Annotated in this window: 11 protein-coding genes and 1 riboswitch; of the genes, 8 read left to right on the top strand and 3 right to left on the bottom strand. The window is 62.5% G+C overall.

The window, feature by feature from the left end:
• Nucleotides 1-94 precede the first annotated feature (94 nt).
• Nucleotides 95-676: a helix-turn-helix domain-containing protein gene (locus KSW38_RS21465; protein WP_216926981.1), complete on the bottom strand. Its 582-nt coding sequence runs from the start codon at nucleotides 674-676 to the stop codon at nucleotides 95-97.
• Nucleotides 677-828: 152 nt separating this feature from the next.
• Here KSW38_RS21465 and KSW38_RS21470 point away from each other — a divergent pair, with 152 nt between their 5' ends.
• Together KSW38_RS21470 and KSW38_RS21475 are read left to right on the top strand one after the other, a co-directional pair.
• Complete coding sequence (locus KSW38_RS21470; RefSeq protein ID WP_216926982.1) at nucleotides 829-1818, top strand: NAD(P)/FAD-dependent oxidoreductase; 990 nt, start codon at nucleotides 829-831, stop codon at nucleotides 1816-1818.
• 74 nt (nucleotides 1819-1892) lie between these two features.
• Complete coding sequence (locus KSW38_RS21475; RefSeq protein WP_216926983.1) at nucleotides 1893-2114, top strand: hypothetical protein; 222 nt, start codon at nucleotides 1893-1895, stop codon at nucleotides 2112-2114.
• Between the two features lie 62 nt (nucleotides 2115-2176).
• Here the strand turns inward: KSW38_RS21475 and KSW38_RS21480 are convergent, their stop codons facing one another.
• On the bottom strand, nucleotides 2177-3421 hold the full coding sequence (locus KSW38_RS21480; RefSeq protein ID WP_216926984.1) for an amidohydrolase: 1245 nt from the start codon (nucleotides 3419-3421) through the stop codon (nucleotides 2177-2179).
• Between the two features lie 107 nt (nucleotides 3422-3528).
• Here KSW38_RS21480 and KSW38_RS21485 point away from each other — a divergent pair, with 107 nt between their 5' ends.
• Nucleotides 3529-4179, top strand: coding sequence for a cyclodeaminase/cyclohydrolase family protein (locus KSW38_RS21485; RefSeq protein ID WP_216926985.1), 651 nt, complete (start codon nucleotides 3529-3531; stop codon nucleotides 4177-4179).
• Between the two features lie 23 nt (nucleotides 4180-4202).
• Here KSW38_RS21485 and KSW38_RS21490 read toward each other — a convergent pair whose 3' ends face one another.
• On the bottom strand, nucleotides 4203-5753 hold the full coding sequence (locus KSW38_RS21490; protein ID WP_216926986.1) for an MFS transporter: 1551 nt from the start codon (nucleotides 5751-5753) through the stop codon (nucleotides 4203-4205).
• A 73-nt stretch (nucleotides 5754-5826) separates the two neighbouring features.
• Between KSW38_RS21490 and KSW38_RS21495 the strand changes: the two genes are divergently transcribed.
• The 5 genes from KSW38_RS21495 to KSW38_RS21515 all read left to right on the top strand — a co-directional run.
• On the top strand, nucleotides 5827-6366 hold the full coding sequence (locus tag KSW38_RS21495; RefSeq protein WP_216926987.1) for a TetR/AcrR family transcriptional regulator: 540 nt from the start codon (nucleotides 5827-5829) through the stop codon (nucleotides 6364-6366).
• 93 nt (nucleotides 6367-6459) lie between these two features.
• A riboswitch (glycine riboswitch) is annotated at nucleotides 6460-6557 on the top strand.
• 185 nt (nucleotides 6558-6742) lie between these two features.
• Entirely contained in the window at nucleotides 6743-9589 is a 2847-nt protein-coding gene (gene gcvP / locus KSW38_RS21500; RefSeq protein ID WP_216926988.1) for an aminomethyl-transferring glycine dehydrogenase, read from the top strand.
• A 12-nt stretch (nucleotides 9590-9601) separates the two neighbouring features.
• Nucleotides 9602-10735, top strand: a complete 1134-nt coding sequence (gene gcvT / locus KSW38_RS21505; protein WP_216926989.1) for a glycine cleavage system aminomethyltransferase GcvT — start codon at nucleotides 9602-9604, stop codon at nucleotides 10733-10735.
• A 245-nt stretch (nucleotides 10736-10980) separates the two neighbouring features.
• On the top strand, nucleotides 10981-11367 hold the full coding sequence (gene gcvH / locus KSW38_RS21510; protein ID WP_216926990.1) for a glycine cleavage system protein GcvH: 387 nt from the start codon (nucleotides 10981-10983) through the stop codon (nucleotides 11365-11367).
• A gap of 291 nt (nucleotides 11368-11658) precedes the next feature.
• The coding region (locus KSW38_RS21515) for a serine dehydratase beta chain (RefSeq protein ID WP_305799042.1) at nucleotides 11659-11871 on the top strand (213 nt) is incomplete at its 3' end.

Genomic DNA, 11871 nt, shown 5'->3' on the forward strand with positions numbered 1-11871 from the left:
CTAAATGAATAGCGTTCATTTAGTATGGCGGTAGTCATGGCCGGATGCAAGGGGCAAAAATGAATTACCTTCATTTCCCGTGCTGGGGAGGTACCTATCTCTTGGGCCGCGCCCTGACGTGCATGCGCTCGCCCTGCTGCCCAAAGAGCGTAAGGAGCTCGACGGGTTCGTTGGTGGCGCTGGCGAACCAGTGCGGCGTCCGCGTATCGAACTCCGCAGCCTCACCTGCTTTGAGGATGAAGTCGTTCTCGCCCAGGACAAGCCGGAGTTTGCCGTTGAGGATATACATCCAGTCATAGCCCTCATGCGATTGGGGATCGGGAACTTCCTTCCCCGTGCCGCCCGGCAGGACCATCTTGAATGCCTGGATTCCGCCTGCTCGACGTGTCAGCGGCAAGGCTGTGCCCCACTCGTGCACGTGCGGCTTGAGGTGAATCCGCGGATCGCCGGTTTCCGGGGCGTCGATGAGTTCCTCGAGGGGGATCTGGTGAAGCCGGGCAATGGGCAGGAGTAGTTCGAGCGTGGGCTTCCGTTGTCCCGACTCCAACCTGGAAAGCGTGCTGACCGAAATGCCCGTGGCCGCCGAAGCCTCCGCCAGGGTCACATTGCGTTGGGTCCGCAGCGCCCGGAGGCGAGGGCCGACGGCGTCGAGCATTTTGCTGAAATCCGGAGTCATGCCTTCAGTTTGCCATACTGGCAAAATTTGTTGCTGCTTTCGATGTGTGCGTCTGAGCATTGAATTAGGCCGTTGTGAGGCCCGCTTTGCGCCCCAAAACCTGGGAATAACGCGCAGAGCAGGCCCCGCAACAAAGCGAACAGGAGGCAAAAATGGAACAACAGTACGACGTCGTCATTGTGGGAGGTGGCGCAGCTGGGTTAAGTGCCGCGGTCACGCTGGGTAGGGCGTTGCGGTCCGTTCTGGTCATCGACGCCGGGGAGCCACGGAACGCCCCTGCCGCGGGAGTCCACGGCTTCCTTTCCCGGGACGGGCTCAGCCCCCGGGAACTCTTGGCCCTTGGCCGGGCTGAAGTTCTGCATTACGGCGGCCACATCGTTTCGGGCGTGGCTGTGGCGGCGCGTCCGACGCCGGATCCCACCAATGCTTCCGAGCCCGCCTTTGAGGTGGACCTGGCGGACGGTCGGACGGTAGGGGCGCGCCGAATACTGGCGGCCACGGGCCTGACGGACATCCTGCCGGACGTGAAGGGCATCCGGGAACGCTGGGGCAGGGACGTCCTGCACTGCCCGTACTGCCATGGTTGGGAAGTGCGGAACAAGGCGATCGGCGTCCTGGGGTCCGTGCCGATGGCCTTGCACCAGGCCTTGCTGTTCCGGCAGTGGAGCCCCAACGTCACGCTGTTCCTGAACGACGTCGTTGAACTGACTGAAGAGCAGTGGGAACAACTGGCGGCCAGATCCATCAGCGTGGTGGAAGGCAAGGTCCGGTCATTGGAAGTCACTGACGACGCTCTGAGCGGCGTCGTCCTGGAATCCGGGACGGTGATACCCGTTGAAGCGGTGGTGGCTGGTCCATGCATGGAGGCGCGTTCCAGAGTGCTCGAATCCTTGGGCATTGAGCCAGTGGAACATCCCCAGGGAGTGGGACTTTATTTTGAAGCGGCTGCTCCAGGAGGAGCCACATCCGTGCCGGGCGTATGGGTAGCGGGCAACGTTACCGATCCCATGGGCCAGGTAGTGGCTGCCGCGGCGGCGGGAAACATGTCCGGTGCAGTCATCAACGCGGATCTCATGATGGCTGAAACCAGGCTGGCGGTAGCGACGGCGGCCAGCCGCGTTGAAGGCCTTGTTTCACGGTGAGTTGCATTAATTAGCAGTCGACTTACGGTCCGGGTGCGAGGACGATTAAAGGACAGCCACTAAGGAGGTTGGGTATGTGCTACTCGTACTATGAGGGCTATGAGAGGCGCACGAAGAAGGACTCCGTGCGTACGCCCGAGATGCACAAGCCTGAGACCAGCAAGGATCAGGCACCTGAGGCCCCTGCCGAAAAGAGCCCGCAGACAGAAGGAACGTTGTGGACTTTCCTGGCCCGTCGCCGCAGGGAATTTGAGGTTTCAGAACCGAAGGTCGACCGCATTCGCGAAAGAGTCTAGGCGTCGGTCTGGGCAGAACCCCGTCTTAAGGCAATTCACCGCGCGCGGCGGTGAATTGCCCGTTAAGCGGGGTTTCCTGCTGCCTGCTTAGGGACGTCCAGGAATTCGAGGGCGCCCGTGACCAGTGCTTCCGTGCCAAGGGCCAGTGTTGGCTGGATGATCGGGGCAAAGTAGGGCGAGTGGTTCGACGGAACGTCCTCCGGGAGGCGGCCCGTGGTCGCCCAGTCCTTGAAGTGGGTGGCCTCGATCCCGCCCAGGAACCAAAAGACGAGCGGCGCGCCGGCCGCCGTCGCGAGTTCCCCGACGTCTTCACTGCCCGAGACGGGGCCGGGGTCTATGATCCTCGCGGCGCCAAACCTATCGCGAAACGCTGAAGCGATCCTTCCGGCGGCCGATTCATCATTGACCGTTAGCGGGAAGCGCTCCTCATAGTGGAAGTCGGGTTCCTTGAGGGAGCCTGAGGCGGCAGCTTCACTTCGAACGATGCGCTCTATCGAGTTCAGGACTTTCTCCCGTGTGGGCTCGCTGAAGGATCGGATACTGAGGCCAAGCGTTGCGGTCTCGGGAATGATGTTGTTCTTTGTTCCGGAATGGATTTGCCCAACCGTAACTACCGCAGAATCGCTTGCGGCGAGTTCCCGGGACACCACTCCTTGCAGGCGCATGGTGGTTGCCGCGGCCATGAGCACTGGATCAACGGTGGTTTCAGGCCTGGAGCCGTGGCCGCCGCGCCCATGCAACGTCACGTTGAGGGAATCCGCTGAGGCCATGGCCACGCCGGGACGGATGCCGAACCATCCGACAGGAAAGGGCGCGACGTGCTGGCCCAGGACCACGTCCGGCTTGGGGACCAGGTCAAAGAGCCCATCCGCCACCATGGCCTGGGCACCGCCACCCCATTCTTCGGCTGGCTGGAAGACTGCGATCAGGGTGCCCTGCCAGTCCTGCCGCTTTGCGGCCAACGCTTCCACGGCTCCGAGGAGGCAGCTGACATGTACGTCGTGCCCGCACGCATGCATGATCGGCACCTCACGGCCTTCATGATCGACGCCGACTGCCGTACTTGCGTAGTCCAACCCGGTGGCCTCTTGGACGGGCAACGCGTCCATGTCGGCACGAAGCATCACCACGGGTCCGGGGCCATTGTCCAGGACTCCCACAACCCCTGTTTTCCCCACCCAGCGGTGGACCAGAAGCCCCAAGTCCTCAAGGTGTCCGCTGATGATCCCGGCTGTTCTGACCTCTTGGAAGGAAAGCTCCGGGTTCGAATGGAGGTCACGGTAGAGGGCTTCAAGGTCAATGCTCATGGGGAATTTTCCTTAACAGGTCGACGCCGCAGGGTCTGGCCAGTGTATCCACGTGATCAGACAACGACGCCGACCCACACCTGTGCGCTTCAGGCAAACTTGGTTGCATGGAATCTTCACAAGAGATCACGACCCAAGGCTCAACAGTTGAGGATTGGACCAAGGCTCTCGCAGAGTCCAGCGGATCACCTGGTGGAGGCGCAGGAACCGGCGTAATGCTGGCCATTGCCGCATCCTTGGCGTCCATGGTTGCTGGCTATACGGAGGCGCCCGGGCAGCAGTTGGCCGATCTGCACGCCCGGGCCCGCTCCCTCCGCGAAACCGCCCTGAAGCTGGCTGACGACGACGCAACGGCATCAAAGGCTTTCGGTGCGGCCTTCAGGCTTGATCCTGGCCCGGAGCGGGAGGAAGCAATCCACCGTGCATCCGTCGGTGCTGCCAAGGCGTCCGCTGTGCTCGGGGACCATGCCATAGAAGCCATTGAGGACCTGGGGTGGCTGGCCGCCAACGGGAATCCAGCGCTCATTGCCGACGTAGTGGTCGGGTTTGGAGCCCTCAGGGCGGCCATCGCCGGAGCCCGAACCAACGTGAGCTTTGATCTCGGATCGCTCAGGTCCGCAGGGGCGACCCTTGATGAAATCAAGGAAAAGCACCCTGAATTGTGGGCTACGGTTGGCCGGCTCAGCGATGCCCTGGACCGGATTGACCAGCTGGTGGCCGCCGTAGATGGCAAGGCTGCACCTACTGACGCGCATTGATTTCCGAAGACGCGGCACACCTTTTAGTGCGCCTTGGGAACCCGGCGGAGCACGACGGCGGCGAGCACTGCCGCGCAAGCCATCAGTACCAGCCCAATCGCCGCAGTGATGTGGACGCCGGATTCGAAGGCTACCCGGGCGGCGGTTGTCAGGGCATCCGACAGCGGAGCGGGTAGGGCCGCAGCGGCGTCCACTGCGCCGGCCAGCGTTTCTCCCGATTTCCCGGCCGCCTGCGCGGACAAGCCCTCCGGGATGACGAGGTTGTGCTGGTAGGACGCGGTGAGGATAGAGCCCAGCACGGCCGTTCCCAGGAGCGAACCCAGCTCGTAGCCAGTCTCGGAAATTGCGGACGCCGCTCCGGATTTGTCGGCCGGCACCGAGCCAAGGATGAGGTCGTTGGAGATGGTCTCCGCTGCACCCACGCCGACGGCCAGAATCGTCAAAGCTGACAAGAGGAACACAGGTCCGCTGCTGTGATCACCCGCAGCTACCACCAAGTAGCCCGCAGCGCTGAGGGTAAGTCCGCCGGCCACCACGAATCCTGGCCGGATGCGCTTTACCAGCGGGACCACCACCAGGCCGGCGACGACCGTTGCCAGGAGCGCCGGAATCATTGCGATGCCCGCTTCCATGGGGGACTGGCCTTCTACCAGCTGTAGGTGCTGGGCAAAGAAGTAGATGAAGCCCGTCATGGAAAACAAGGACAGGACGTTGGCAACGATCGCAGTGCTGAACACCTTGTTGCTGAACAGGCGGACATCCAGCATCGGGTTCTCGAGTTGCCGCTGGCGACGGACAAACAGAATGCCCATCACCAGGCCGAAGACCATGAAGGCCGCTGCCGACGCCCCGAATCCGTGGATGGCGAATTCCTTGATCCCGTACACGAAGGGAGCCATCGCGATCACGGACAACGCGATGCTGGGCACGTCTACACGGCCAGGGTTTGCGTCCTTGGATTCGGGAATGAGGACCCTGCCGAAGGCGAGGAGGGGAAGGAGGAGGAAGGTCGCCACCAGGAAGACGGCACCCCACCAGAAGTGTTCCACCAGCCAACCACCAAAGATCGGACCAAGGGCGGCACCACCGGAGAAAGCGGCGGCCCAGACGGCGATCGCGAGCCGCCGGCGGTTCGGATCAGCAAAGATGTTCCGGATTAAGGACAGGGTTGAAGGCATCAGCATGGCGCCGAACACGCCAAGTGCAGCGCGGCCGGCAATCAGCCATTCCGCGGAGGGCGCGAACGCCGTAGCAGCCGAAACCGCAGCGAAGCCTGTGCTGCCGATCAGGAGCAGCCGCAGTCGTCCGATCCTGTCCCCAAGGTTGCCCATGGAAACCAGCAGCGCCGCCAACACGAGGGGGTACGCGTCAATGATCCACAGGAGCTGCACGCCACCCACATCCAAGGAGCGGGCAATTTCAGGCAGGGCGAACGTGAGGGCGGTGTTGTCGACGGCAACCAGCAGCACCGGAAACATCAGGAGTGCCAGTGCCGTCCAGTCGCGCCACGGTGCTGCCTTGCCCGTGACGGGGTAAGCGGAGCGGGGTGCTTGGGTTGAGGACGGAGTGAACATGTCATTTACTGTACCGTCCAGACGGTATAGTTTCAAATAGAATCACCGTAAGCCTTTAGGGAATGATGGACACATGCCACGAAAACCAGTTGCCAGGGATTCAGTCTTGGATGCCTTCGAAGCCCTACTTATTGAGGTGGGGGAGCGTGCTGCCACACTCGACGCCGTTGCCAAGCGAGCAGGGGTGTCCAAGGGTGGGCTGCTCTATCACTTTCCCAATAAGGAATCGCTGATCGGCGCCCTGCTGGAGCGCTTGGATCGTTTGGCCCAGGAAGACATCGAAAAAATGAAGACTGCGCCCGATGGCAGCGCTGCCTACTTCATTCGGACCTCCCTGTGGGCCGGGACCCCAATGGACCGGGCGTTCGTGGCGGCCACACGTCTGGCAGAAGTCGCCCATGAGGAGACGCGTCGCAGGTTTGCCGGCATTCAACAACAGTGGCAGGACGTTCTGGCCGAGGATGTGGGTCCGGAGGTTGCCAAGGCGGTCAGCTATATGGGTGACGGCCTGTATTTCAATGCCATGTTCGAAGGCGGACAGGAGGGCGGTAACGCCGGGCGGGAGGCCGACGTCGAGATCCTGTTGGGAGTCTTGGACCGGCTCCGCAAGTAGCGGGCCACCCATTTGCGGCGACGCCTTCGACGTAGGACAATTGAGCCTTGTGGTGCGTCTTTACAGGGGCACGCAAACAAGTGAATATGCCTTTGATCTGCGGCGGGAGAGTCCTGCAAGCAAGTGATGCGGGCGCCGTAGGAGCAAACCCTCCCCAGGAATCTCTCAGGCCCACGCACCGCCGCGGCGAGGCAACTCTGGAAAGTAGCAGGCCTTTTGCCGCGCCCGTTGGCGCGGATGAAATGCTGTGCTCACCGAAGGTGCAAGCGATCGTTGTATAAGCAACACGCGGAAACTCTCAGGTCCAATACAGAGCGGGGAGGAACCCGAGCCGCTGTGGCGTACCCAAACGCCGCCCAAGTAATGGAGTTCCTTCGTGACGGTTAGTTCAGCCTCCACCACCTTCGTCGATCGGCATATTGGCGCCCGCCGCCAGGCCGACATTGACACCATGCTCAAGACGGTCGGCTACGACACCGTTGATTCGCTGGTTGATACGGCCGTTCCCAAAGACATCCGCCAGGACGTTGCCCTTACCCTTGAAAACGCGCTCAGCGAAGTTGAGGTGCTGGCCGAGCTGCGCAAGCTTGCGTCCAAGAACAAGACTGCCGTCCAGATGATCGGCCAGGGCTATTACGACACCGTCACGCCGCCGGTTATCCGCAGGAACATCCTCGAATCCCCGGCCTGGTACACGGCGTACACGCCTTACCAGCCGGAAATCTCGCAGGGCCGTCTGGAAGCTCTGCTGAACTTCCAGACCATGGTCCAGGACCTCGTGGGCCTGCCGATTGCCAACGCCTCCCTGCTGGACGAAGCTACGGCCGTGGCCGAGGCCGTCCTCATGATGCGCCGGGCCAACAAGAACAAGGAAGCCCACGACGGGAAGACCGTCCTGGACGCCGACTGCCTCCCCCAGACCATCGCCATCGTGAAGGGCCGCGCTGAGGCGCTCGGCTTCGAGGTTGAGGTCGCTGACCTTTCGCTGGGCCTCCCTGAGGGCGTCATCAACGGCATCGTCCTGCAGCAGCCCGGTGTTTCGGGCCGCGTGTTCGATCACTCTGGCGTCATCGCAGCGGCCAAGGAACGCGGCGCACTGGTCACGGTCGCAGCAGACCTGCTCTCCCTGACGCTCATCACCCCTCCGGGCGAGCAAGGTGCTGACATCGCCGTCGGTTCTGCCCAGCGCCTCGGCGTTCCGCTGTTCTTCGGTGGCCCGCACGCCGCGTACATGGCCGTCCAGAAGGGTCTCGAGCGTTCCATGCCGGGCCGTCTGGTGGGCGTTTCCAAGGACGACGCCGGTGTCCCTGCCTACCGCTTGGCGCTGCAGACCCGCGAGCAGCACATCCGCCGCGAGAAGGCCACGTCCAACATTTGTACCGCGCAGGCGTTGCTGGCCATCGTCGCATCCATGTACGCCGTCTACCACGGCCCCGAAGGCCTGAAGGCAATCGCAGAAACGGCCCACGGTCACGCCCGCACCCTTGCGGCGTCACTGAAGGCTGCCGGCGTCGAGGTCCTCCACACATCCTTCTTTGACACCATTACGGTCCGCGTTCCTGGCAAGGCTGCCGAAATCGTAGCTGCTGCCGAGGCCAAGGGCATCAACCTGCGCGGCATTGACGCTGATCTCGTGGGCATTTCTGTTGACGAGACCACCACACCGGAGATTGTTCGCGGCGTCCTGGATGTCTTCGGCGCTTCGGTCACCGAAGCCGTGGAGGGCTTCGCACTGGAGGCCTCCGTTGAGCGTTCGAGCGACTTCATGCAGCACCCGGTATTCAACACGCACCGCTCCGAAACCCAGCTCCTGCGCTACATCCGCAAACTCTCGGACCGTGACTTGGCCTTGGACCGCACCATGATTCCGCTGGGTTCCTGCACCATGAAGCTGAACGCCACGGCCGAGATGGAAGCCATCTCTTGGCCGGAGTTCGCCTCCATCCACCCCTTCGCTCCGGATTCCCAGACCGAGGGCTGGCGTGAACTGATCAAGGATCTTGAGTCCCAGCTGACCGAAATCACTGGTTACGACCAAGTCTCCATCCAGCCGAACGCCGGCTCCCAGGGTGAGCTCGCCGGACTCCTCGCGATCCGCGGCTACCACCTCTCCAATGGCGATGACCAGCGCAACGTCTGCCTGATTCCTGCTTCTGCGCACGGCACCAACGCAGCCTCGGCTGTGTTGGCCGGCATGAAGGTTGTCGTGGTGGCTACGGCCGCTGATGGCACCATCGATCACGCCGATCTGGCGGCCAAAATCGAGGCCAACCGGGACGCCCTCTCGGCCATCATGATCACCTACCCGTCCACGCACGGTGTTTACGACGCCGATGTCCGGGAAGTCTGCGACGCTATCCACGAAGCCGGCGGACAGGTCTACATTGACGGTGCAAACCTCAATGCGCTCGTTGGGCTCGCACAGCCGGGCAAGTTCGGCGGGGATGTCTCCCACCTGAACCTGCACAAGACGTTCTGCATCCCGCACGGTGGTGGCGGACCCGGTGTTGGTCCTGTTGCTGCGAAGGCGCACCTGGCGCCCTTCATGCCTGGTGACGCTGCTTCCTGGACCGAAGGCAAGGACGTCCCGATTTCGGCCTCCCGTTTCGGTTCGGCTGGCGTACTCCCGATTTCCTGGGCTTACGTGAAGCTCATGGGCGGCCAGGGGCTCACCGAAGCCACCAAGTCAGCGCTGCTGGCTGCGAACTACATTGCTTCCCGGCTCAACGAGCACTTCCCCGTGCTCTACACCGGCGAGGGCGGACTCGTGGCTCACGAATGCATCCTGGACCTCCGTGAACTGACGGCCAAGACCGGCGTCACGGCCGAGGACGTTGCCAAGCGACTCATCGACTTCGGCTTCCACGCTCCCACGCTGGCGTTCCCCGTTGCCGGAACCCTCATGGTGGAACCGACGGAGTCCGAGGACCTCGTGGAGATCGACCGCTTCATCGAGGCCATGATCACCATCCGTGCCGAAATCGAGCAGGTCGCCACTGGCGATTTCACTGTTGAGAACTCGCCGCTGCGCAAGGCACCCCACACGGCTGCCGCCGTCGTAACTTCTGACTGGGACCGCGCATACCCGCGTGAGCAGGCAGCGTTCCCCGTCCACCACCTCAAGCAGGACAAGTACTTCCCGCCGGTCGGACGTATCGATGGAGCTGCAGGGGACCGCAATCTGGTCTGCTCCTGCCCACCGATCGAAGACTTCGAGAACTAGAAGGTACGCAGTATGACTGAGAACTACACAGCCCTTTACGAAGAGCACAAGAAACTCGGCGCGTCCTTCACCGACTTTGGTGGCTGGCAGATGCCGCTCAAGTACTCCTCCGAGTTGGCCGAGCACCACGCCGTCCGCAAGTCCGCCGGCTTGTTCGACCTCTCCCACATGGGCGAAGTCTGGGTTACCGGGCCGGACGCGGCAGCGTTCCTGGACTATGCGCTCGTCGGCAAGATTTCCGCTATGGCCGAGGGCAAGGCAAAATACTCGCTGATCTGTCAGGAAGACGGCGGCATCATCGACGACCTGATTGTTTACCGTCGTGGTGCGGAGAAGTTCCTCGTTGTGCCCAACGCAGGTAACGCTGTGGTTGTCGCCGCAGCCTTGCTGGAACATGCGGCCGGTTTTGACGTGGTTGTTGAGGACGCTTCCGCGGAGACCTCGCTGATTGCAGTTCAGGGGCCGCTTGCCGAAGCGATCCTTCTGCGCCTCGTCCCTGCGGAGCAGCACGGCCTGGTCACCGACCTCAAGTACTACGCGGCGGTTGAAGTTCCGTTCACGTTCGACGGCGGCACCCAGGAACTGCTTCTGGCACGCACCGGATACACCGGCGAAGACGGCTTCGAAATCTTCGTCGCCAACGAGTCCGCTGCGGCACTGTGGCAGGCCATCGCCGGGGTAGCTGAAGAGGGCGAGTTGGTTCCGGCAGGACTGGCTTCCCGTGACTCCCTGCGCCTGGAAGCCGGAATGCCCCTCTATGGCAACGAGCTGTCCCGCGAAGGAAACCCGTTCGCGGCAGGGCTCGGTCCCGTGGTCGCGCTGTCCAAGGAAGGCGACTTCGTTGGCAAGGAGGCACTCGCTGCCCTCAAAGCTGACGGCGCCGGCTCTACCAGCGGACGCAAGCTCGTGGGGCTCAAGGGCCTGGGCCGCCGCGCTGGACGCTCTCACTACCCGGTCCTCAAAGATGGGGCAGTGGTAGGCGAAGTCACCTCCGGCCAGCCCAGCCCCACGCTGGGTTACCCGGTAGCGTTGGCGTACGTCGACGTCGAATTCTCCGAGATTGGTACGCCACTGGACATCGATTTGCGCGGCAAGAGTGAGCCGTTCGAAGTTGTCGCATTGCCGTTCTACAAGCGAGTTCGCTAGTTAGTCGCCTTTTGCCCGGCGAGTCCCGCCTCCTCTGCATGCTCGGTCGCAGATGCACCCGCTGAGCGGATGCGATGCTCCCTTAGACGCATGCTGCCGGAGGCTGGCCCCGCGAGGGCCGCGTGGTGGGGCAGCGGATTCCGGAAGCGTGCGTCAAAGCGACGAAGGAGCAGCACGCGGAGGAATTCGGTGCCCCACCACCCAACCCAGCCACAGCTTTTGACCAACCATAGTTAGGAAACAGAATGCCCAAAGTAGCGCCTGAACTTCAGTACTCCGACGAGCACGAGTGGGTTTCCCGCGGGGAGGGGAACCTGGTGTCCGTCGGGATTTCCGAGGTTGCCACCGACGCGCTGGGTGACATTGTGTACGTTGACCTCCCTGAGGTTGGCTCCGCCGTCACTGCGGGCGAGACATGTGGCGAGGTTGAGTCCACGAAGAGTGTTTCTGACCTGTACTCGCCCGTCACTGGTGAGGTCACCGAGATCAACGACGCCGTTGTGGGCGATCCGGCACTGATCAACAACGATCCTTATGGCGCTGGTTGGCTGTTCAAGGTCGCCGCTGAGTCTGAGGGCCCTCTGCTTTCGGCCGAGGAGTACGCCTCCAAGAACGGCGGAGACCTGGGCTAAGACCTGTGTGGCCCGTGGGGGCCGACGTCCTCCGTGCGTGCTTGCTTCCTCCGATTCGTTGGCTTGCTGCAGAGAATGCCGTGCGCGCGGCATGTTTGGCAGCTGAGCCCCGAAATGGAACGCGATGGGCGTAGCGTGGGATTGTAGGAACTAAATAATTTGCGACGCCGGGTTGCCGCCAAAAGGGGCCGCCCGGCGTCGTTGTTCGGTCGCTTTCCGCCACGAGCGGGGGAGGCCATCCGCCAGGACCATCTGGTGGACCGTTTTCAAGCTTTGTTAGGGATCACGGCTATGGCTGTTGGTGTTTTCGATCTGTTCTCTGTGGGTATTGGCCCGTCGAGTTCTCATACTGTGGGGCCGATGCGGGCTGCGGCGGTGTTCGCTGCTGAGTTGCGTGAGTCCGGGGTGCTGGGGTCGGTCGCTGGTTTGCGGGTTGATTTGTATGGGTCGTTGGCGGCGACTGGCCGTGGTCACGGGACCTTCACAGCTGTCTTGCTGGGGCTC

This window comes from Paenarthrobacter aromaticivorans (assembly GCF_019038615.1).
Classification (GTDB): Bacteria; Actinomycetota; Actinomycetes; order Actinomycetales; family Micrococcaceae; genus Arthrobacter; species Arthrobacter aromaticivorans.

Bases quoted from the DNA above. Each gene is read 5' to 3' on its own strand.
- gcvH (WP_216926990.1), top strand. From the start codon at position 10,981: ATGCCCAAAGTAGCGCCTGAACTTCAGTACTCCGACGAGCACGAGTGG.
- KSW38_RS21490 (WP_216926986.1), bottom strand. From the start codon at position 5,753: ATGTTCACTCCGTCCTCAACCCAAGCACCCCGCTCCGCTTACCCCGTC.
- gcvT (WP_216926989.1), top strand. From the start codon at position 9,602: ATGACTGAGAACTACACAGCCCTTTACGAAGAGCACAAGAAACTCGGC.
- KSW38_RS21495 (WP_216926987.1), top strand. From the start codon at position 5,827: ATGCCACGAAAACCAGTTGCCAGGGATTCAGTCTTGGATGCCTTCGAA.
- KSW38_RS21475 (WP_216926983.1), top strand. From the start codon at position 1,893: ATGTGCTACTCGTACTATGAGGGCTATGAGAGGCGCACGAAGAAGGAC.
- KSW38_RS21480 (WP_216926984.1), bottom strand. From the start codon at position 3,421: ATGAGCATTGACCTTGAAGCCCTCTACCGTGACCTCCATTCGAACCCG.
- KSW38_RS21465 (WP_216926981.1), bottom strand. From the start codon at position 676: ATGACTCCGGATTTCAGCAAAATGCTCGACGCCGTCGGCCCTCGCCTC.
- KSW38_RS21485 (WP_216926985.1), top strand. From the start codon at position 3,529: ATGGAATCTTCACAAGAGATCACGACCCAAGGCTCAACAGTTGAGGAT.
- KSW38_RS21470 (WP_216926982.1), top strand. From the start codon at position 829: ATGGAACAACAGTACGACGTCGTCATTGTGGGAGGTGGCGCAGCTGGG.